Genomic DNA, 20,861 nt, shown 5'->3' with positions numbered 1-20,861 from the left:
ATGGGCCCATTGTTCGCAAGGCTGGTGGACTCCAGCGACCCTGCGCTCATGCGCCAGGCGTTGGCCTGGCTGTATGGTTTCGTACGCCCGCATCGGCGTGCCATCGGCCTGTTGCTCGGCTTGTCACTGGGCGCCTCGCTGCTGGCCCTGGCACAGCCCTGGCTGGTCAAGACACTGATTGACGAGGGGCTGTTGGCCAAGGACTACCAGACCCTCTGGCACATGGCGGCGATCATGATCGGCGCGGGCCTGTTGGGCACGGTGCTGGCCGGGGTCAACCGCTACCTGCATACGCGGTTGTCGGGGCGCATCCTGTTTGCCCTGCGTGATGACCTGTACCGTCACCTGCAGCAGTTGTCGCCGACATTCTACGGGCGGCGGCGCATGGGCGACATTCTTTCGCGCCTGGATGGCGATGTGGCGGAGATCCAGCGGTTTGCCGTGGATTCGTTGTTCTCGGCTGTATCTGCCGTCATTGGCCTGGTGGGCGCGGTGGCGTTGATGCTGATGCTGTCATGGCAGCTGTCGCTGTTGCTGGCGTTGCTTGTGCCGATCGAGGTGCTGTGGCTGCGCTGGATGCGGCGCAAGGTGGAGCGCGAGGTGCGCAGCCTGCGCGAGCGTTCGGCGGATGTGTCTTCGTTCCTGGTGGAGACCTTGCCGGCGATGAAGTTCATTCAGGCAGCCGGCCAGCAAGGCCGCGAGGCAGGTAGGCTGGATCAGCTTGGCCAGGGTTACATGCGCCAGTTGCTGAAGGTACAGGTGACAGAGTTCTTTACCCAGGCCATCCCCGGCACGCTCACTTCCTGGTGCCGCGCTTGCGCGTTTCTGGTGGGCGGCTGGTGGGTGATCCAGGGAACGTGGCAGTTGGGTGCGCTGATCGCCTTTTCCACCTATATGGGCATGGCGGTAGGCCCGGTGCAGAGCCTGCTGGGCCTGTACGTGGCGGTACAGCGCATGGCGGTGAGCCTGGGGCGGGTGATGGAGCTCAAGCGCGAGGCCGTGGCCGTGCGCCCGGCGGCCAACCCGCTGCCCATGCCCGACGGGCCGGGCGAATTGCGCCTTGAGGTGCTGAGCTTCGCCCATGAAGGGCGGCAAGGCGCCGTGCTGGACAACGTGCAGGTGTGCGTGCCGGGTGGCCTGAAGGTGGCCATCAGCGGTGCCTCGGGGGTGGGCAAGTCGACCCTCATCGACCTGCTGCAACGTTTCTATGACCCGGACGCCGGGCGCATCCTGCTGGATGGCACCGACCTGCGCGAACTGGACCTGGCCGCGCTGCGCCGTCGCATAGCCGTTGTCAGCCAGGACATCGTGCTGTTCCGTGGCACCCTTGCGCAAAACCTTGCCTACGGTGTGCCGGAAGCCAGCCGCGCGGAGCTGGAGCGGGTGGTGCGCCTGGCGCGGCTGGACAGCCTGGTCGACAGCCTGCCGTTGGGCCTGGACGGCCTTTTGGGCGAACGTGGCCAGCAGTTGTCCGGCGGCCAGAAGCAACGCATTGCCATCGCTCGTGCGGTGCTGCAGGCCCCGGCCATTCTGGTGCTGGACGAGGCTACCTCGGCAGTGGATGAAGCCACTGAGCGCGAAGTGATTGCGGCCATCGACCAACTGTTTGCTGGCCGCACGCGCATCCTGATCAGCCATCGGGCTTCGACCCTGGCCGACGCCGACCTGCACTTGCAGCTGCATGACGGCCAGTTGCAGGTGCTGCCGCAGGAGGTGATCAAGCATGGGCACTGACGTGCGCGTTGGCATCATCGACAGTGGCTGCTCGCCGGAGCAGGCCAACGGTTTGCTGCGTGCCCGCCGATTCTGGCTGGAAGACGGCCAGTTGCGTGAAGGAGAAATACGGCCGGACCAGCTTGGACATGGCAGTGCGGTGCTTGCCGGCTTGCAACGCGAGGCCGGCCCGGTACCGTTGCTGGTGGCCCAGGTGTTTGGTGGCCAGGCCAGCACCAGCGCCTTGCAGGTGGCGGCCGGGCTGTTGTGGCTGGTGGAGGCAGGGGCCACGCTGGTCAACCTCAGCCTGGGGTTGCAGCAGGACCGGCCTGTGCTGCACCAGGCCTGCACCGAAGCGCTGGCGGCTGGCGTGCTGTTGTGTGCATCCAGCCCGGCGCAGGGTGAGCCGGTGTACCCGGCCAGCTACCCCGGGGTGCTCCGGGTTACCGGGGATGCCCGTTGCGCGCCCGGCCAGTGGTCCTGGCTGGGCACCCGGCAGGCAGATTTTGGCGGTTATGTCGGGGCAGGCGGCAGGGCGGGCGCGAGTTTGGGTTGCGCAGCCTTGAGCGGCAGGATCGCGGCGCTGATGCGTGAGGAGCCGGGGATGGACCGCCAGCAGGTTTATGACTGGTTGCGCCGCAATGCAGCGTTTACTGGCCCTGAGCGACGGGGTGCCAGCCATGCCTGAACCGCGCATTGTGGTACTGGGCGCCGGCCCTGCAGGTGCTGCCACCGCCATCGGCTTGCGGCGGCTTGGCTACACCGTGACGGTGGTGTCGCAATGGCGCCGTTTCGCGGCAGTGGAAGGGGTTTCGCAGCGGGTACTGGAGGGCTTGCGGCATGCGGGTCTTGGCGGGGCCTTGGGCCACGCGGCCATGCCGGCTACCCGGCAGGTGCACTGGAATGGCCAGCACCTGCACATGAACCAGGAATTCCTGCTGGATAGGCAACGGTTTGACCGGGCGCTGCGCGACGACCTTCAGCGTGCGGGCGTGAGTGTGGTCGAGGGGCGGGTGCGCGAGGTTGTGCAGGAGAACGTTCACCATGTCCGTCTGGACGATGGGCAGGTACTGATCGCTGACTTCCTCGTCGAGGCTCGTGGTCGCCAGGCGCCGCTTGCCGCAGACCGCCTGCGTGGGCCAGAGACGGTCAGCCTGCTCAATGCCTGGCAGGGTAGCCCCGGGGCGCCCGCGTCGGCGGTGGAAAGCCTGGAGGATGGTTGGGCGTGGATGGCGCGGCTGGAGGATGGCCGCTGTTATTGGCAAGTCACGCTGGACGCCGCCGGGTTGCCGGGTAAGTCCGAGCTGGCGGCCTACTGCGCAGAACGCCGATGTCAGAGTGCACTGGTAGCCGAGCTGTTCGATGAGAGGGCGCGGGTGCCAGCACAGGTGCATGCCCGCAGCAGTACGGCGATTGTGGCGGGCGAATGTGTCGGGCAGGACTGGATACGGGTGGGAGATGCCGCGATGGCCGTTGATCCGCTGTCGGGCAACGGTATCTTCCAGTCTCTATCTTCGGCGTTACAGGCACCGGTGGTGATCAATACGTTGCTGCGCAGGCCCGAACGGGCCGAGTTGGCGCGGCAGTTTCACCAGCAGCGGGTCGAGCAGCTGTTCTTGCGCTTTGCCCGTATCGGGCGGGATTTCTACGGGCAGGAGCAGGGGCGGGCGGGGCAGCCGTTCTGGGCCAGGCGCCAGGGCTGGCCGGATACGCAGCCACTGCATCAGGCGGCTGATTGGCAAGCAGTACGGGTTGACCGGCGGCCGGTGCTGCGTGATGGGCTGGTGGATGCGGCCGAGGTAGTGGTAACGCCAGATCAGCCGTTGGGGGTGTGGCATTTGCAGGGCGTAGAGTTGGCGCCTGTACTGCGGAAAATACGTAGTGGCCGGCCTGTTGAGGCAGTGTTATCGGGGCTTGCGGGTGAACAGCAGAGGATGGTGCGGCGGTGGCTGATGGAGCAGGGCTTGGCTTGAGATTGCCGGGGCTGCAAAGCAGCCCCAGAATCTTGAATCAGAAGAAGGTCCCGACCACCAGTTGCATGTAGGTGCCGGTATCCCGCCCGCCCAACTGCGTACCACCATTCGCCGCACTGCGCTCAGGCTGGTAGAACCCCACCAACGGGCTGATCAGCAAGTGGTCGTTGACCATCCACTCCACATACAGGTCCAGCTCCCGACCGCCGAGGTTGCCCTGGTCGGTGTCCAGCGTATCGAAGTCAAAGTACAGCGCCCCGACGGTGAGGTTGTCCCGTGGCTTGCCTTTGAGCGCCATGTGGTGCACCTGGCTGTTCTTGTTGAACGGCCCGGCATAGTTGGCTGCCACTTCACCCTGGAACCAGGTGCCATAGCCTCGGCTCAGGCCGTAGAACAGTGGGTCGAAACCTTCGGAGAAGCGGCTGTAGCGGTAGGTGGCGGTGGGTGACCAGGGCAGTTCGGAGAAGGTCCAGTTGCCCTCCAGGTACCAGGCATTCTCGCGCCCGCCGGTCTTGTCCTGGGTCACGTACTCGGCAGCCAGCTCGAGGTCTTTCACGCCCAGGTTGCCGCGCCCGCGCAGGCTGGCGGTGTTCATGCCGTCGCGGTGCTCCAGGCCCATGATCTGCGCGTAGCGCTGGTCCACGTCCAGGCCGCGGATCCAGCTGAGGCCAAGGGTACCGGCGTCGGCGACGTGCTCCAGGTTGGCCACCGCCATCGAGGTGTCGGCCTGGTAGTGGTTGTCGGACTTCAGCCACATCAGGTCGCCGCGCCAGCCCTGTTTGCCGCCCAGGCGCAGCACGGCGGTGCGGTCGAAGGCCTTGCGGGCAGCCAGGTAGTAGGCACCGCCACGGTCGAAGTTGGCGCCCAGGTCGACCTTGCCCAGGTTCACCGGGTCGCCCTGGATCAGGAAGCCGTCACCCAGCGTCACCACCTGGCGGCCGCCAGAAATATCCACGCCGTCTTCGCCCAGCGCCGGGAACAGGTTGGCCGAGCGCCAGCCCAGGTACAAATCTTCGATGGCGGTACGGCGCTCATCGCCCAGGGTCAGGCCGGCAGCATCGCCGTCGCCCCAGGTGGCGGAACTGAGCAGGTTGAAGGCGCCGTACGCGGCCCCGCTATCGGCCAGGGCCTGGCTGCCGCTGAGGCCGTATTTTACGTAGCCTTCCTGCCAGGCGGTGCTGCCGGGTTGGCGGTTGCCGGCTTGGTTGAAGCTTTCGTCGCTATGGAACGTGCCGAACAGGGCTTCGAGGTCGGCGTTGAGGGTGGTGCCGTTCTGGTTGTACAGCTCGTAGGCCTGGCTAGCGGGCGCGGCGAGCAGCAGGGCCAATGTGCAGGCGAGTGTGTGCCTCATGGGGGGCTCCATGGTTTTTTATTGTTGTTTTTGGGTTGCCTGGGCCGGCCTCTTCGCAGCACAAGGCTGCTCCTACAGGAACCGCTTGCGCTTGTGTGCGGCGAAGAGGGCGGTACAGGCAGAGGATCAGAGCTTGATCAGCACCGACTTGAGCTCGGTGTAGTGCTCGATGGCCGCTGCGCCCATCTCACGACCAACGCCAGACATCTTGTAGCCACCAAACGGCAGCGCCGGGTCAAGCGCGCTGTGGCAGTTGACCCACACCGAGCCGGACTTGATGCGCGGGATCATCCGATGCACCGCCGCCAGGTCGTTGGACCAGATGCTCGCACCCAGGCCATAGGGGTTGTCGTTGGCCATGCCGATTACTTCGTCCAGGTCATCGAACGGCATTGCCACCAGCACCGGCCCGAAGATTTCTTCCTGCACCAGGCGGTGGCGCTGGTCGACATCCACGATCACCGTCGGCTTGACGAAGTAACCCGGGCCAAAGCCTTCGCCGCCGCAGGCGATGGTCGCACCCAGTTCGCGGCCAAGCTCGATATAGCCGGTGACGCGGTCCTGCTGCTTGGCCGAGATCAACGGGCCCATCTGCACGGCCGGGTCCAGCCCGTTACCCAGCTTCATGCCGTTGGCGATGCCGGCGATGTCGGCCACCACATTGTCGAAGTGCTTGCGGTGCACGTACAGCCGCGAGCCAGCGCAGCAGACCTGGCCCTGGTTGAAGAAGATCGCCGTGGCGGCGCCGGCAGCAGCTTCCTGCAGGTTGGCGTCGGGCATGACGATGGTCGGCGACTTGCCGCCCAGCTCCAGGGTGACGCGGGTCATGTTGTCCATGGCCGCCTTGCCGATCAGCTTGCCCACTTCGGTGGAACCGGTGAAGGTCAGCTTGTCGACGCCGGGGTGGCGGCTGAGCGCGGCGCCGGCATTCAGGCCGGTGCCGGTCACCACGTTGAACACGCCTGCCGGGTAGCCAGCTTCGTCTACCAGTTCAGCCAGCTTCAGCACGCTCAGTGGGGTTTCATCGGCGGGCTTGAGCACGATGGTGCAGCCGGTAGCCAGGGCCGGGCCGAGCTTCCAGCAGGCCAACAGCAGCGGGAAGTTCCAGGCGACGATGGCGCCGACCACGCCGATGGCCTCACGGCGCACAAAGCCGTGGAACTGGTCGTTGGGCATCAAGGGCATGGAGGCTTCTACGGTGCTACCCTCGATCTTGGTGGCCCAGCCCGCCATGTAGCGCAGGAAGTCGATGGCCAGCTGCACGTCCATCACCTGGGCCACGGCGGCGCTCTTGCCGTTGTTCAGGCATTCCAGCTCGGCCAGCTGGCGAGCGTCGCGCTCCATCAGGTCGGCCAGGCGCCACAGCAGGTTTTGGCGTTCCCGCGGGCGCAGGCGGCTCCACGGCGAGTCGTCGAAGGCCTGGCGTGCTGCGCGCACGGCGCGGTCGACATCCTCGGCGTCGGCGGCGGGCACTTCGCCCAGCACTTCGCCGGTGGCCGGGTTGCGGAACGACAGGGTGCGACCGCTGGCGGCGTCCTGCCAGTCGGCGCCGATGCGCATTTTCAGCTTGCGTTCGAGAAAGGCGCGGGTGGCGGGCAGGATGGGCAGTTCACAAAGCATGGGGCTGTGCCTCTTGTCATTGGGTGTAAAGGGCACAGGCGCAATGGGCGTGCCAAGGTGGGCAGATGCCAGCAAGGCATTGAGTTGACTGGGTTTTGCCGTGATGCAAGGTTCGAGTTGCAGCCGTGCGCTGTTGCACATTGAGACGGTGTGAGACCGTGGTGAAACAGTGGCTTCAAGGACCAATCGCCGGCAAGCCGGCGCCCACAGGTACAGCGCAGGCCTTCAAGGCAATGGTTACCTGTGGGAGCGGGCATGCCCGCGAAGGCCTGCATGGCAGGCCCCTGTCTCATGATGAAACACCCTGTCGCGAAATGGCACGCTGCAATTGGCCATCCTCGCTGCTGGCCAACCCCAGCAAACTGCCTAAGAGGTTGAAAGGCCACGCTTTTACTGCAACTGGCACAGTTCCTGTATCACATCTGCCACATGCACACCTGCTGTACCAAAGCGTGCGAAAAACGATAAGAACAACAACCGTGGAGGTCTGACCTTGAAGACGACTCGACTCCGGCGGCATGCGGGCAAACTGGCGCTGGTCGCCGCCGCGCTGCTGAGCACCCAGGCCATGGCGGCCGAGCAGGGCCCGAGCCTGTTGCAGAACAAGTGCATGGGGTGCCATATCCCCGAAGGCAACGATACCTACAGCCGCATCAGCCATCAGCGTAAAACGCCGGAAGGCTGGCTGATGAGCATCGCTCGCATGCAGGTGATGCACGGCCTGCAGATCAGCGACGACGACCGTCGCACGCTGGTCAAGTACCTGGCCGACAAGCAGGGCCTGGCGCCCAGCGAAACCGATGGCGTGCGCTACGCCATGGAGCGCCGGCTGAACACGGTCGAGCATTTCGACACCCAGCTCAGCGAAACCTGTGGCCGCTGCCACTCTGGTGCTCGCGTCGCCTTGCAGCGCCGCCCCGCCAAGGAGTGGGAGCACCTGGTCAACTTCCACCTCGGCCAGTGGCCGTCCCTCGAATACCAGGCCCAGGCGCGGGACCGCGACTGGTTGCCGATTGCCCTGCAACAGGTGGTGCCGGAACTCGCCAGGCGCTACCCGCTGGACAACCCGGCCTGGGCTGAATGGCAGCAGGCAAAACCGAAGGCCGACGTGCTGCCGGGGCAGTGGGCGTTCAGCGGCCACATGCTGGCCAAGGGCGATGTGCGCGGTGTTATGAGCGTTTCGGCCGGGGAGGGCGACACCTTCAAGGTCGAGGTCAAGGGCGCCTATGCCGACGGTACTCCTTTCAACGGCAGCGGCACTGCGATCCTGTACAACGGCTATGAATGGCGCGGCAACGTCAAGGTTGGCGACACCAATCTGCGCCAGGTATTCGCGGCGCTGGATGGCGAAATGAAAGGCCGCATGTTCGAGGCCGAACACGACGAGCGTGGCCTGGACTTCATGGCAGCCAAGGAAGGCAAGGCGCGCCTGCTGGCGGTGCAACCGGCATTCATCAAGGCCGGTGGCGAGAGCGAGATCACCTTGGTGGGCAGCGGCCTGGACGGCAAGCCCGACCTGGGTGCCGGGGTAGAGGTGACCCAGGTACTGGAGCAGACCCCGACGCTGGTACGGGTCAAGGCCCGCGCGGCGGCCGACGCCAAGCCAGGGCAGCGCGAAGTTGCAGTGGGCGCGCTCAAAGGCGTGAGCCTGGCGGTGTACGACAAGGTCGAGGAAGTGAAAGTCGTGCCGGCGTTCTCCATTGCCCGCATCGGCGAAAACGGCGCTTCGGTGCCGAAGGTGCAAGGCCGCTTCGAGGCCGAAGCCTGGGGCAAGGATGCCAGTGGCCAGCCGCTGCGCATCGGCTACCTGCCGGCCACCTGGAAGGTCGAGCCGTTCAACGAGCGTGCGGTCGAGGACGAGGACGTCAAGTTCGCCGGGCAAATGCAGGCCGATGGCGTGTTCGTTCCAGGCGGTGCCGGCCCTAACCCTGAACGCAAGATGATGACCAACAACGCGGGCAACCTGAAGGTTATCGCCACGCTGGCCGACGGTGGCCAGACCGGCGAAGGGCACATGATCGTCACCGTTCAGCGCTGGAACAACCCGCCGCTGCCGTAACGGCAGGGTGCAACGGTTTTCCATCGGATCGATTACCGGGAGGTCGCCATGGGCGCACTACTGAACCTGGTCGAACGCAACCTGCATGAAGTGCAGGTTGATGCCGACCGCATGCTGTTCCATATCCCCAGCAGTTCGCTGTTCACCGCCGACGCGGTGACCGGGGGCATCATCGACATGTTGCGCCAGCGAGGCTGTTCGGCCGAGGAGCTGATGCAGCGCCTGGGCCAGCAGTTTGCCGGCAATGATATCCAGGACACCCTGCGCGAGCTGATCGCGCTGGAGCTGGTCAGTGACGGCTCGCCGCTGACCCCGGAAATCGGCGTCAAGCGGGTCGAGCGCACCGCGCTGAATACCGTGGTGCTCAACGTCAACACCGGTTGCAACCTCAGTTGCACCTATTGCTACAAGGAAGATCTGGACAAGCCTTCTGCCGGCAAGAAGATGAGCACCGCCACCGCCGAAGCCTCGGTGGAAATGCTGCTCAAAGAGTCGCCCGACGAGGAGCGCTACAGCGTGGTGTTCTTCGGTGGCGAGCCGTTGTCCAACCGGCCGCTGATCGAGCACATGGTGGCTTACTGCGAGCGGCGTTTCGCCGAGGCGGGCAAGCAGGTGGAGTTCATCATGACCACCAATGCCACGTTGCTGACCGAAGAAATTGTCGACTGGCTCAATGCCCACCGTTTCGGCCTGTCGATCAGTATCGACGGCCCCAAGACCGTGCATGACCGCAACCGCATCACCGTGGGCGGGCAGGGTACCTACGACGTGGTGCGGCGCAAGGCCGACATGCTGCTGTCGCGTTACAACAGTCGCCCGGTGGGGGCGCGGGTAACCTTGACCCGCGGCATCACCGATATCGAGACCATCTGGAACCACCTGTTCAACGAAATGGGCTTTGCCGAAGTCGGCTTTGCCCCGGTCACCTCCGGCGACATGGCGGCCTTCAACCTCACCGGCGAAGAACTGGTTGAGGTCTTCGCCAACATGAAGGCGCTGGGCCGCCGTTACCTGGACGCAGCGCTGGAACACCGCAACATCGGTTTCTCCAACCTGCACCAGCTGATCACCGACATTCACGAGGGCCACAAGAAGGCCCTGCCATGCGGTGCCGGGCTGAAAATGCTGGCGGTGGACCATGAAGGCGAGCTGAACCTGTGCCACCGTTTCACCGGCTCTAGCCTGCCGACCTTCGGCAACGTGCATCAGGGGGTGAAGCAGGTGGAGCTCAACGACTTCCTGTCGCAGCGCCTGGACCGCAGCAACACCGGCTGCGAGAGCTGCCGCATTCGCAACCTGTGCTCTGGCGGCTGCTACCACGAAAGCTACGCCCGCTACGGCGACCCGCAGCACCCGACTTACCACTACTGCGAATTGATGCGCGACTGGGTCGACTTCGGCATCGAAGTCTACAGCCGCATCATGGCCGCCAACCCGGCCTTCATCGACCGCTACATCACCCCGCGGAAGGCGCACTGACATGAAGCATTTGAAGCCTCTGAACAACAAGGCGCGCATCCTTGAGCAGGCCGCTGCCGAAGACCGCATCGAAGAAGTCATGGCCATGAGTGCGGTGGCCGGCTGCACGGCCACCACGGACCCGGGTTGGGAAGTGGATGCCTTTGGTGGCGTTAGCTCGCTGTGCCAACCGATGGAGGCCGACCTGTATGGCTGCTCCGACCCTTGCTGGTGGCCGGCCCAGGTGCCGGACATGATGAGCACCTATCAGGACTGGAACGCCCAGGCGACCAACTCGGCGGATGACTGGCGCAACCTGGGCACTGTGTTCCCGAAAGACAAGTGACCGGCCCAACAAGAATGACAAGGGGAAACCGCATGAAAGCTGGACGCTGCGCGCAACTCGCGCTCACCATCGCCGCCACGGCCTGCGCCGGGCTGGCTCAGGCTGACGACACCGTGCCTGCGCTGAAGGCTGGCCACGAATACATGATCGTGACCAACTACCCGAACAACCTGCATGTAGTCGATGTGGCCACCGACACGGTGTACAAAAGCTGCCAGATGCCCGACAAGTTCGGCCCTGGCACTGCGATGATGGCGCCGGACAACCGTACCGCCTACGTGCTCAACAATCACTACGGCGACATTTACGGCATCGACCTGGATACCTGCAAGAACACCTTCCGGGCCAACCTGTCGAGCGTGGCGGGTGAAGTGGGCCGGTCGATGTACTCGTTCGCCATCAGCCCGGATGGCAAGGAAGTGTACGCCACGGTCAACCCGACCCAGATGCTGAACGACCATTACGTTGTCAAGCCGCCACGGCTGGAGGTGTTCAGCACCGACGATGGCCTGCAGGCCAAGCCGGTGCGCACCTTCCCGATGCCGCGCCAGGTGTACCTGATGCGTGCTGCCGACGATGGCAGCCTGTTTGTCGCAGGGCCGGACATCTACAAGATGGATGTGAAAACCGGCAAGTACACGGTGGCCTTGCCGCTGCGCAACTGGAACCGCAAAGGCTACAGCGCCCCGGACGTGCTGTACTTCTGGCCGCACCAGAGCCCGCGGCACGAGTTCACCATGCTGTACACGATTGCCAGGTTCAAGGACGACAAGCAGGACCCGGCCACCGCCGAGCCACTGTATGGCTACCTGAGCGTCGACCTCAAGACCGGCAAGACCCACACCCAGGAGTTCGCCGACCTGACCGAGCTGTACTTCACCGGCCTGCGCTCGCCTAAAGACCCGAACCAGATCTACGGCGTGCTCAACCGCCTGGCCAAGTACGACATCAAGCTGCGCAAGCTGATCAAGGCGGCTAACCTTGAGCACACTTACTACTGCGTCACCTTCGACAAGAAGGGCGACAAGCTGTACTTGGGCGGCACCTTCAACGACCTGGCAGTGTTCAACCCGGATACGCTGGAGAAGGTGAAGAACATCAAGTTGCCCGGTGGTGACATGTCTACCACTACGCCACAGGTGTTTATCCGCTAGATCGGCGTTGCCTTCTTCGCGGGCTCGCCCGCTCCCACAGGGATTTGCGCCGTATTCCAATCCTGTGGAAGTCTTTGTGGGAGCGGGCAAGCCCGCGAAGAGGCCGGCCCAGACACCACAAAAACAACAAGAGAGTGCCCATGCCCCAGCCAAGCTACTCCCAGGGCAATCCAGACAAAGCCCTGCTTACCCAATGCATCGGCGACGCCTTCGATACCACTGTCGCCCGCTTCCCCGACCGCGAGGCGCTGGTGGTGCGCCACCAGGCCCTGCGCTACACCTGGCAGCAACTGGCCGAGGCCGTCGACCAGCACGCCCGTGCGCTGATGGCACTGGGCGTGCAACCCGGTGACCGGCTGGGTATATGGGCAACCAACTGCGCCGAGTGGTGCATCACCCAGTTCGCCAGCGCCAAGGTGGGCGCGATCCTGGTCAACATCAACCCGGCCTATCGCTCCAGCGAGCTGGATTACGCCCTCGGGCAGTCTGGCTGCCGTTGGGTGATCTGTGCCGACGCGTTCAAGACCTCCGATTACCACGCCATGCTGCAGGGGCTGATCCCAGGCCTGGCCAGCGGCCAACCCGGCGCGCTGATCTGCGAGCGCTTTCCGGAGCTGCGCGGCGTGGTCAGCCTGGCCGTCTCGCCACCCCCAGGCTTCCTGGCCTGGCCCGCGTTGCAAGCCCGCGCCGACGCTGTCAGCCGCGAGGCCCTGGCCGAGCGCCAGGCGCAATTACGCTGCGATGACCCGATCAACATCCAGTACACCTCCGGCACAACCGGGTTCCCCAAGGGCGCCACCCTCAGCCACAGCAACATCCTCAACAACGGCTACATGGTCGGCGAAAGCCTGGGCCTTACCGAGCACGACCGGCTGGTGGTGCCGGTGCCGCTCTATCACTGTTTCGGCATGGTCATGGCCAACCTTGGCTGCATGACCCACGGCAGCACCCTGATCTACCCCAACGATGCGTTCGACCCGTTGGCCACACTGCGTGCGGTGGCGGAGGAAAAGGCTACCGCGCTGTACGGTGTGCCGACCATGTTCATCGCCGAACTGGACCACCCGCAACGCGGCGAGTTCGACCTGTCGAGCCTGCGCACCGGGATCATGGCCGGCGCCACCTGCCCGATCGAGGTGATGCGCCGGGTGATCGGCGAAATGCACATGGCCGAGGTGCAGATTGCCTATGGCATGACCGAAACCAGCCCGGTGTCGCTGCAGACCGGGCCCGATGATGACCTGGAGCGCCGGGTGACCAGTGTTGGCCGTACCCAGCCACGGCTGGAGAACAAGGTGGTGGACGCCAACGGCAATACCGTGCCGCGTGGCGAGATCGGCGAACTGTGCACCCGCGGCTACAGCGTGATGCTCGGTTACTGGAACAACCTCAAGGCCACGGCCGACAGCATCGATGCCGAGGGCTGGATGCACACCGGCGACCTGGCGGTAATGGACGAGCAGGGGTATGTGCGCATCGTCGGGCGCAGCAAGGACATGATCATTCGCGGCGGCGAGAACATCTACCCGCGCGAGCTGGAAGAGTTCTTCTTCACCCACCCGGCGGTGGCGGATGTGCAAGTGATTGGCGTGCCGTGCAGCAAGTACGGCGAAGAAATCGTGGCCTGGGTGCGGCTGCACCCGGGGCATACTGCCAGTGAAGAAGCGCTGCGTGAGTGGGCGAGGGCGCGGATTGCGCACTACAAGGTGCCCCGGTACTTCCGCTTTGTCGACGAGTTCCCGATGACGGTGACCGGCAAGGTGCAGAAGTTCAGGATGCGCGAGATCAGTGTCGCGGAGTTGTCTGCTGGATGATGCATTACCTGTACCGGCCTCTTCGCGGGTAAACCCGCTCCCACAGGGACCGCACGGAATTCGAACACGGTAATGAACCTGTGGGAGCGGGTTTACCCGCGAAGAGGCCGGTACAGGCAGCAGAGAATCTCAGCCTTGCAGCAGTTCCGGGCTGTTGAAGTTGCTCAACCGGCGATCATCATCGACACACTCCAACCCCTGCACCGCCTCGCGCAGCAAGGCCTTTTGCAAGCTTCGCTCTCCCGTCGCCCAGGCCTGCTCCAGCATTGGCAGTAACCGCCGTGGCAGCACGCTGAACATCGGCTGCCAAAACCCACCTTGACGTACCATCGCCGCACTGTCGCTGGCCACCGCCAGCCTTGACAGCGCCTCGATCAAATCGCGGTCAACCAGTGGTGCATCGCAGGCCAGTACCACCATCCACTCATGGCGTGCCACCTTGAGCCCGGCAATCACCCCCGCCAACGGCCCGGGGAAGTCCGCTTCGGCATCGCCCACCAGCTGGTCAGCGTACGTACGGTAAGCCTCCTGGTTACGGTTGCAGGAAATCACCAGGTCATCGCTTAGCGGTCGCACCACCCGCCGTACATGCGCAACAAGCGGTTCGCCCTGCCACGCGACCAGGCCTTTGTCACGGCCGCCCATGCGTTGGCCACGGCCGCCGGCGAGAATGAGGATGGAGCAGGGGGGCAGTGCATCAGGCATGAAAAAGGGCTCCGGGCAGTCATTGCCGGGAACCCTCCCATTTCACACGGGGCTTGTCCAGTCAGCTTTCGCTGATCCCGCCTTGTGCGTTGGCTTCACGCGCCTGACGCCGTCCCGCAAGGCGCATCACCACCACGAAGAACACCGGCACAAACACCACCGCCAACGTGGCGCTGAGCATGCCGCCGATCACCCCGGTGCCGATGGCCTGCTGGCTGGCCGAGCTGGCGCCGCTGGCAATGGCCAGGGGTACCACCCCGAGGATGAACGCCAGCGAGGTCATCACGATGGGCCGCAGGCGCAGGCGGGCGGCCTGTACGGCGGCGTCTGCGGCGTCCACGCCCTGGTCGACCAGGTGCTTGGCGAACTCGATGATGAGGATGGCGTTCTTCGCCGACAGGCCGATCAGGGTAATCAGGCCAACCTTGAAGAACACGTCGTTGGGCATGCCGCGCAGGGTCACGGCCAGCACCGCGCCCAGGATACCGAGCGGTACCACCAGCAGCACGGCGGTCGGGATCGACCAGCTTTCGTACAGCGCTGCCAGGCACAGGAACACGATCAGCAACGACAATGCCATCAGCATCGGCGCCTGGCTGCCGGACAAACGCTCCTGCAGCGACAGGCCGGTCCACTCCAGGCCGGCGCCGGGCGGCAGCTGCGCCACCAGGCGTTCGATTTCGGCCATGGCTTCGCCCGAACTGTGGCCGGCAGCCGGCTCACCGGAAATCGACACCGCCGGGTAGCCATTGTAGCGGGTCAACTGCACCGGGCCGCTGACCCACTTGGCCTGGACGAATGCCCCCAGTGGCACCATCTTGCCGCTGTTGTTGCGTACGTGGATTTTCAGCAGGTCTTCGACCTGGCTGCGCTGGTCGCCTTCGGCCTGCACCACCACCCGCTGCATGCGGCCCTGGTTGGGGAAGTCGTTGACGTAGCTGGAGCCCACCGCCACATCCAGTACCGAGCCAATGTCGGCGAACGACACGCCCAGGGCATTGGCCTGGCGGCGGTCGATCTCCAGTTGCACCTGCGGGCTTTCGGCCAGCGAGGCTTCGCGCACGTTGGTCAGTACCTTGCTTTTGCCGGCATTGGCCAGCAGCGTGTCGCGGGCGGCCATCAGCTCGGCGTGGCCCATACCACCGCGGTCCTGCAGGCGGAACTCGAAGCCAGTCGACTCACCCAGGCCGTCGATAGGCGGCGGCAGCACCGAAAACGCCACGGCGTCCTTCAACTGGGAGAAGGCCGCGCTGGCGCGGTCGGCAATCGATTGGGCGCTGTCGTCGGCACCACGCTCGGACCAGTCCTTGAGGGTGGTGAACGTCAGCGCCGCATTTTGCCCACTACCAGAGAAGCTGAAGCCGAGGATCACGGTGGTGTTGCCCACGCCGGGTTCTTCGGCGTTGTGTGCCTCGATTTGCGCGGCCACCTGCTCGGTGCGCATGCGGCTGGCCCCGGGTGGCAGCTGGGTGTCGGTGATGGTGTAGCCCTGGTCTTCGGTGGGCAGGAATGCCGTGGGCAACTGGCTGAAGCCATAGCCCAGCACCGCCAGCAGCACCGCGTAAACCAGCAGGTAGCGGCCGCTGCGCTTGAGCGCCTGCACCACCCAGCGCTGATAGCCGTTGCTCATGCTTTCAAAGCGCCGGTTGAACCAGCCGAAGAAGCCTTTGCGTTCATGGTGCTCGCCCTTGGCCACCGGTTTGAGCAAGGTGGCGCACAGCGCCGGGGTGAGGCTGAGGGCCAGGAATGCCGAGAACAGGATCGATACTGCCATCGACAGCGAGAACTGCTGGTAGATCACCCCCACGGAGCCCTGCATGAAGGCCATGGGCAGGAACACCGCCACCAGCACCAGGGTGATGCCGACGATTGCACCGCTGATCTGGCCCATGGCCTTGCGCGTTGCTTCCTTGGGCGGCAGGCCTTCCTCGGCCATGATGCGCTCGACGTTTTCCACCACCACGATGGCATCGTCGACCAGGATGCCGATGGCCAGCACCATGCCGAACAGGGTCAGCACGTTGACCGAGAAGCCCATGGCCAGCATGACCGCGAAGGTGCCCATCAGCGCCACCGGCACCACCAGGGTGGGGATCAGGGTGTAGCGCAGGTTCTGCAGGAACAGGAACATCACCGCGAACACCAGCAACATGGCTTCGAACAGGGTGGTAATGACCTGCTCGATGGACACCTTGACGAACGGCGAGGTGTCGTAGGGGATGTCGTACTTGACGCCTTCCGGGAAGTAACGCGCCAGTTCCTGCATTTTCGCCCGCACCAGGGTGGCGGTTTCCATGGCATTGGCACCCGGCGACAGCTGCACGCTGAACGCGGTGGCCGGCTTGCCGTTCAGGCGCGTGCCGTACTGGTATTCCTGGGCGCCGATCTCGACCCGGGCGACATCACCGACGGTGACCGTGGAGCCATCCAGGTTGGCGCGCAGGACAATGGCGGCAAATTCTTCGGGGGTGCTCAGCTGGCCCTTGACCACCACGTTGGCGGTGATTTCCTGGGTGTCGCGGCTGGGCAGGTCGCCGATGCTGCCAGGCGCGACCTGGGCGTTCTGCGCGGCAATGGCCTCGGCCACGTCGTTGGGCGTCAGGTTGAAACCGATCAGCTTGCCCGGGTCGATCCAGATGCGCATGGCGCGCTCCGAACCGTACAGCTGGGCCTTGCCGACGCCCTTGAGGCGGCGGATTTCGTTCATCACGTTGCGCGCGAGAATGTCCGACAGTGCGGTTTCGTCGAGCTTGCCGTCTTCAGAGGTGAGGGTGCCCAGCAGCAGGAAGCCGGTGGACACCTTTTCCACTTGCAGGCCCTGCTGGGTGACCGGGCGCGGCAGGCGCGACTCGACCACCTTCAGGCGGTTCTGCACGTCGACCTGGGCCAGGTCCGGGTTGGTCCCCGGGGCAAAGGTGGCGGTGATGGTGGCGCTGCCCAGGCTGCTCTGCGACTCGAAGTACAACAGGTTGTCGGCGCCGTTGAGCTCCTGCTCGATCAGGCTCACCACGCTTTCGTCCATGGTCGCCGCCGAGGCGCCCGGGTACACGGCGTAGATTTCCACCTGCGGCGGTGCCACGTTGGGGTACTGGGCCACCGGCAGCTGCGGGATGGCCAGCGCACCGGCCAGCAGGATGAACAGCGCGACCACCCAGGCGAACACCGGGCGGTCGATGAAGAATTGCGGCATGAATCAGGCCCTCACTGGCCGGTGTGCTGTGCGATGGGCGGTGCCCCGGATGCGTTGTCGACCTGCACCTGGTCACCGGCCTTGACGTGTTGCAGCCCCTCGACCACCACCCGCTCGCCGGGGGCCAGGCCTTCGCTGACGACCCAGCGGTCGCCTTGGGCGCTGCCCAGTACCACCTGGCGATCGCTGACCCGGGCCTGCTGGTCGACCACCAGCACCTTGGGCACGCCGGCACTGTCGCGCAGGATGGCGCGCTGGGGCACGCTCAGGCCCTTGGGTTGCACGGCCTGCTCCAGGCGTACGCGCACGTAGCTGCCGGGCAGCAGGTCGAGGTCCGGGTTGGGGAACTCGCTGCGCAGGGTGATCTGGTTGGTGGTGGGGTCGACGCTGATGTCGGAGAACAGCAGCTTGCCGGGCAGCGGGTAGGCGCTGCCGTCGTCCTGGATCAGCGTGGCGCGGGCCTGGCCGTCGCCCACCTGCTGCAGTTCGCCTGCGCGCAAGGCGCGGCGCAGGGCGTTGAGCTCGCGGGTAGACTGGGTAACGTCGGCATGGATCGGGTCCAGCTGCTGGATGGTCGCCAGCGGGGTGGTCTCGTTCTGGCCGACCAGTGCGCCTTCAGTGACCAGGGCACGGCCGATACGGCCGGAAATCGGTGCCGTTACGGTGGCGTAGCCGAGGTTCAGGCGGGTGCGTTCCAGGGCAGCCTTGGCGGCGGCCACTTCGGCATCGGCCTGCAGGAAGCTGGCCTTGGCGTTGTCGTATTCCTGGCGGCTGACAGCCTTGTCGTCGACCAGATCGCGGTAGCGCTGCTCCTGCAAACGCGCCTGGTACAAGGTGGCCTCGGCCTTTGCCAGGGTGGCGCGGGCGCTGTCATGGTCAGCCTTGAATGGCGCTGGGTCGATCAGGAACAGTACATCGCCCTGTTTGACGTCACTGCCTTCGCGGTACACCCGCTTGAGCACCACGCCCTCGACGCGCGCGCGCACTTCGGCGGTGCGCGGCGCCAGGATGCGGCCGCTGAGTTCGCTGCTGATGGCCAGTGGCTGCAGTTGCAGGGTTTCTACCCGCACTTGCGGTGTGGGGGCTTTTTCGTCTTGCTCGGCGCTGTCGCCACAGCCGGCCAGGGACAGGCTCAGAAACGCCATGAGCGCCAATGGGCGCAGGCGAGGGGGGAGGGTAGTAGGCATGCGGATCTTCCGATGATGACCGCGCCTATGGTACGGCAGGTACTGCCCATGCGGCTGTTAACACCTGTAGGGCGAGTGTGAAAAAGTGTGAAGAACAATCCTTTCGTGCGGCTGGGTTCTATATTCTGCGTATGCCTGTGCCGGCCTCTTCGCGGGTAAACCCGCTCCCACAGGGATCGCGTACAGGCCTACCTCAACCCAGATTCCCAAGCACCTATGCCGAATATTTTCCTGGTCGAAGACGACAGCGCCCTGTCCGAGCTGATCGCCAGCTACCTGCAACGCAACGACTTCCATGTCCAGGTGATCGCCCGGGGCGATCATGTGCTGGACGAATATCGTCGGCAAAAGCCCGACCTGGTCATCCTCGACCTGATGCTGCCGGGTATCGATGGCCTGCAACTGTGCCGCCTGCTGCGCCAGGAGTCACAGACCCTGCCTATCCTGATGCTGACCGCCCGCGACGACAGCCATGACCAGGTATTGGGCCTGGAAATGGGCGCCGACGACTACGTGACCAAGCCCTGCGAGCCCCGCGTGTTGCTGGCCCGCGTGCGTACCCTGCTGCGCCGCAGCAGCGTCAACGAGCCGCGGCTGGATAACGACCTGATCCTGATCGGAGGCCTGCGCATCGACCTGGCCGAGCGCACGGTCAGCTGGCGCGGCGAAGAGGTGGAGCTGTCCAGCGGTGAGTACAACCTGCTGGTGGTACTGGCGCGCAATGCCGGCGAAGTGCTGAACCGCGACCGCATTTTGCAGCAGCTGCGCGGCATCGAGTTCAACGGCACCGACCGTTCGGTGGACGTGGCCATCTCCAAGCTGCGGCGCAAGTTCGACGATAACGCCGGCGAAGCGCGCAAGATCAAGACCGTGTGGGGCAAGGGCTACCTGTTCAGCCGCGTCGAGTGGGAGTGCTGACCGGCCATGCTCAAAATCCTGGTGCGGTTGTATCTGGTGATCATCGTCGCCTACGCCGGTGCGTTGCTGTTCATTCCCGATACCATCGTTGGCCTGTTCCAGGAACGCTTCATGGCCTACAACCTGGACCAGGCCAAAGGTGTGCAATCGTTGATCGTGCGCCAGTTCCACCAAGCCCCGCGCGAGCAGTGGCCGGCCGTGGAGAAAGACCTGGCCAATGCGTTCGCCCCGCTGGAGGTGAAGCTGCTGCGCATGGGCCAGGCCGAACTCAGCGCGGATGAGCAAGCGCGGCTGCAGCACGGCCAGTACGCGGTGAGAATTGCCGAGTGGGGCTACTACGAAACGGTGCTGGCACCGCTGGACAAGGAGTGGCTGGTGCGCCTGCATGCACCGCCAGACCCGCTGGACATCAATGTGCTGTCGTGGGGCGTGACCGTGCTGATCGGTGCGGCCATGCTGGGCTGCCTGCTGTTATGGGTATGGCCGCACTGGCGCGACCTTGAGCGCCTGAAGGAAACCGCCCGGCGCCTGGGCCAGGGGCAGATGGCCGAGCGCACTCACATTTCGCCGCATTCCAACATTGGTGAGTTGGCCGGGGTGTTCGACACCATGGCCAGTGACCTGGAGCGCCACGTCAACCAGCAGCGCGAGCTGCTCAATGCGGTGTCCCATGAGCTGCGCACGCCGCTGACCCGCCTGGACTTCGGCCTTGTGCTGCTGTTCGACGAAGTGCCGCAGGCCAGCCGCAAGCGGCTGCTGGAGCTGGTGGGGCATGTGCGCGAGCTGGATGAGCTGGTGCTTGAACTGTTGTCCTACAGCCGCCTGTATAACGCCGACCAGGCCCGCGAGCGTGTCGAGGTGTCGTTGCTGGAACTGGTCGACAGCGTACTCGGCGGTTTTGCCGAAGAGCTTGATGGCCGGGGTATCCAGTGGGAAGTCCGGGCCGAGGGCAATTTGCCCCGGTTTGTGCTGGACCCACGGCTGACAGCGCGGGCGGTGCAGAACCTGGTGCGCAATGCCATGCGCTACTGCGACGAAAGCCTGTTGCTGCGCTTGCGTCTGGAGGACGATGGCGCTTGCCTGCTGACGGTGGAGGATGACGGGATTGGTATTCCGGTGGAGGAACGGGAGCGGATTTTCCAGCCGTTCTACCGGCTGGACCGCAGCCGCGACCGCAACACCGGCGGTTTTGGCCTGGGGCTGGCGATCAGCCGGCGGGCGATCGAAGGGCAGGGCGGGACCCTGACTGTGGCGCAGTCGGCGCTGGGTGGGGCGCAGTTCAGGATTCGCTTGCCTGCGGGGTGATGGGGTACCTGTGCCGGCCTCTTCGCGGGTAAACCCGCTCCCACAGGTACGCCACAGCGTTCAAAATC

15 protein-coding genes are annotated in these 20,861 nt (G+C 64.9%); 10 read left to right on the top strand and 5 right to left on the bottom strand.

The genetic code is table 11. The annotated features are described in order from the left end of the window. The 3 genes from WF331_RS14665 to qhpG are packed head-to-tail and all read left to right on the top strand — an operon-like array spanning position 1 to position 3,686. On the top strand, positions 1–1,734 hold the full coding sequence (locus tag WF331_RS14665; RefSeq protein WP_340623039.1) for an ABC transporter ATP-binding protein: 1,734 nt from the start codon (positions 1–3) through the stop codon (positions 1,732–1,734). Continuing rightward, positions 1,724–2,401, top strand: coding sequence for a subtilisin-like serine protease QhpE (gene qhpE / locus WF331_RS14660; protein WP_340623038.1), 678 nt, complete (start codon positions 1,724–1,726; stop codon positions 2,399–2,401). The genes WF331_RS14665 and qhpE overlap by 11 nt, the downstream gene beginning before the upstream one ends. Beyond that, positions 2,394–3,686, top strand: a complete 1,293-nt coding sequence (qhpG, locus tag WF331_RS14655) for a flavin-dependent monooxygenase QhpG (RefSeq protein ID WP_284398547.1) — start codon at positions 2,394–2,396, stop codon at positions 3,684–3,686. Before qhpE ends, qhpG begins: the two co-directional genes overlap by 8 nt. Positions 3,687–3,723: 37 nt before the next feature. Here the strand turns inward: qhpG and WF331_RS14650 are convergent, their stop codons facing one another. Both WF331_RS14650 and WF331_RS14645 read right to left on the bottom strand, forming a co-directional pair. Next, entirely contained in the window at positions 3,724–5,037 is a 1,314-nt protein-coding gene (locus tag WF331_RS14650) for a hypothetical protein (RefSeq protein WP_061204102.1), read from the bottom strand. A 126-nt stretch (positions 5,038–5,163) separates the two neighbouring features. Then, positions 5,164–6,657, bottom strand: coding sequence for an aldehyde dehydrogenase family protein (locus tag WF331_RS14645; protein WP_016499470.1), 1,494 nt, complete (start codon positions 6,655–6,657; stop codon positions 5,164–5,166). A gap of 493 nt (positions 6,658–7,150) precedes the next feature. Between WF331_RS14645 and peaA the strand changes: the two genes are divergently transcribed. From peaA to WF331_RS14620, 5 genes are all read left to right on the top strand, one after another. Next, complete coding sequence (peaA, locus tag WF331_RS14640; protein ID WP_016499471.1) at positions 7,151–8,716, top strand: quinohemoprotein amine dehydrogenase subunit alpha; 1,566 nt, start codon at positions 7,151–7,153, stop codon at positions 8,714–8,716. A gap of 48 nt (positions 8,717–8,764) precedes the next feature. After that, positions 8,765–10,195 carry a quinohemoprotein amine dehydrogenase maturation protein gene (gene peaB, locus WF331_RS14635; RefSeq protein WP_284398543.1) on the top strand — a complete coding sequence of 477 codons (1,431 nt, stop codon included), beginning with the start codon at positions 8,765–8,767 and terminating at the stop codon, positions 10,193–10,195. A gap of 1 nt (position 10,196) precedes the next feature. Further along, positions 10,197–10,520, top strand: a complete 324-nt coding sequence (gene qhpC / locus WF331_RS14630) for a quinohemoprotein amine dehydrogenase subunit gamma (protein ID WP_016499473.1) — start codon at positions 10,197–10,199, stop codon at positions 10,518–10,520. A gap of 32 nt (positions 10,521–10,552) precedes the next feature. Then, entirely contained in the window at positions 10,553–11,674 is a 1,122-nt protein-coding gene (gene peaD / locus WF331_RS14625; RefSeq protein ID WP_340623037.1) for a quinohemoprotein amine dehydrogenase subunit beta, read from the top strand. A 140-nt stretch (positions 11,675–11,814) separates the two neighbouring features. Further along, complete coding sequence (locus WF331_RS14620) at positions 11,815–13,488, top strand: fatty acid CoA ligase family protein (protein ID WP_340623036.1); 1,674 nt, start codon at positions 11,815–11,817, stop codon at positions 13,486–13,488. Positions 13,489–13,617: 129 nt separating this feature from the next. Here the strand turns inward: WF331_RS14620 and mobA are convergent, their stop codons facing one another. The 3 genes from mobA to WF331_RS14605 form a co-directional block, all read right to left on the bottom strand. Then, entirely contained in the window at positions 13,618–14,193 is a 576-nt protein-coding gene (mobA, locus tag WF331_RS14615; RefSeq protein WP_340623035.1) for a molybdenum cofactor guanylyltransferase MobA, read from the bottom strand. A 61-nt stretch (positions 14,194–14,254) separates the two neighbouring features. Next, positions 14,255–17,383 (bottom strand): efflux RND transporter permease subunit, encoded by a 3,129-nt coding sequence (locus WF331_RS14610; RefSeq protein WP_084967046.1) that lies wholly within the window; start codon positions 17,381–17,383, stop codon positions 14,255–14,257. A gap of 11 nt (positions 17,384–17,394) precedes the next feature. Further along, the gene (locus tag WF331_RS14605) at positions 17,395–18,570 is read right to left on the bottom strand and encodes an efflux RND transporter periplasmic adaptor subunit (RefSeq protein ID WP_016499478.1); all 1,176 of its coding nucleotides are present in this window, start codon (positions 18,568–18,570) and stop codon (positions 17,395–17,397) included. 216 nt (positions 18,571–18,786) lie between these two features. Here WF331_RS14605 and WF331_RS14600 point away from each other — a divergent pair, with 216 nt between their 5' ends. Together WF331_RS14600 and WF331_RS14595 are read left to right on the top strand one after the other, a co-directional pair. Continuing rightward, entirely contained in the window at positions 18,787–19,488 is a 702-nt protein-coding gene (locus tag WF331_RS14600) for a response regulator transcription factor (protein WP_016499479.1), read from the top strand. A gap of 6 nt (positions 19,489–19,494) precedes the next feature. Next, positions 19,495–20,793 carry an ATP-binding protein gene (locus WF331_RS14595; protein WP_016499480.1) on the top strand — a complete coding sequence of 433 codons (1,299 nt, stop codon included), beginning with the start codon at positions 19,495–19,497 and terminating at the stop codon, positions 20,791–20,793. Positions 20,794–20,861 lie beyond the last annotated feature (68 nt).

Origin of the sequence: Pseudomonas sp. YNh (genome assembly GCF_037993085.1) — a bacterium.
Classification (GTDB): Bacteria; Pseudomonadota; Gammaproteobacteria; order Pseudomonadales; family Pseudomonadaceae; genus Aquipseudomonas; species Aquipseudomonas putida.
The sequence above is the reverse complement of the archived record's forward strand: the minus strand, read 5'-3'. Positions and strand labels throughout refer to the sequence as shown.

What these genes read in the sequence shown, in the direction of transcription:
- WF331_RS14600 (WP_016499479.1), top strand. Translation starts at nt 18,787, where the DNA reads ATGCCGAATATTTTCCTGGTCGAAGACGACAGCGCCCTGTCCGAGCTG.
- WF331_RS14610 (WP_084967046.1), bottom strand. Translation starts at nt 17,383, where the DNA reads ATGCCGCAATTCTTCATCGACCGCCCGGTGTTCGCCTGGGTGGTCGCG.
- WF331_RS14665 (WP_340623039.1), top strand. Translation starts at nt 1, where the DNA reads ATGGGCCCATTGTTCGCAAGGCTGGTGGACTCCAGCGACCCTGCGCTC.
- peaD (WP_340623037.1), top strand. Translation starts at nt 10,553, where the DNA reads ATGAAAGCTGGACGCTGCGCGCAACTCGCGCTCACCATCGCCGCCACG.
- WF331_RS14620 (WP_340623036.1), top strand. Translation starts at nt 11,815, where the DNA reads ATGCCCCAGCCAAGCTACTCCCAGGGCAATCCAGACAAAGCCCTGCTT.
- peaB (WP_284398543.1), top strand. Translation starts at nt 8,765, where the DNA reads ATGGGCGCACTACTGAACCTGGTCGAACGCAACCTGCATGAAGTGCAG.
- qhpE (WP_340623038.1), top strand. Translation starts at nt 1,724, where the DNA reads ATGGGCACTGACGTGCGCGTTGGCATCATCGACAGTGGCTGCTCGCCG.
- WF331_RS14605 (WP_016499478.1), bottom strand. Translation starts at nt 18,570, where the DNA reads ATGCCTACTACCCTCCCCCCTCGCCTGCGCCCATTGGCGCTCATGGCG.
- WF331_RS14595 (WP_016499480.1), top strand. Translation starts at nt 19,495, where the DNA reads ATGCTCAAAATCCTGGTGCGGTTGTATCTGGTGATCATCGTCGCCTAC.
- qhpG (WP_284398547.1), top strand. Translation starts at nt 2,394, where the DNA reads ATGCCTGAACCGCGCATTGTGGTACTGGGCGCCGGCCCTGCAGGTGCT.
- mobA (WP_340623035.1), bottom strand. Translation starts at nt 14,193, where the DNA reads ATGCCTGATGCACTGCCCCCCTGCTCCATCCTCATTCTCGCCGGCGGC.
- qhpC (WP_016499473.1), top strand. Translation starts at nt 10,197, where the DNA reads ATGAAGCATTTGAAGCCTCTGAACAACAAGGCGCGCATCCTTGAGCAG.
- WF331_RS14650 (WP_061204102.1), bottom strand. Translation starts at nt 5,037, where the DNA reads ATGAGGCACACACTCGCCTGCACATTGGCCCTGCTGCTCGCCGCGCCC.
- WF331_RS14645 (WP_016499470.1), bottom strand. Translation starts at nt 6,657, where the DNA reads ATGCTTTGTGAACTGCCCATCCTGCCCGCCACCCGCGCCTTTCTCGAA.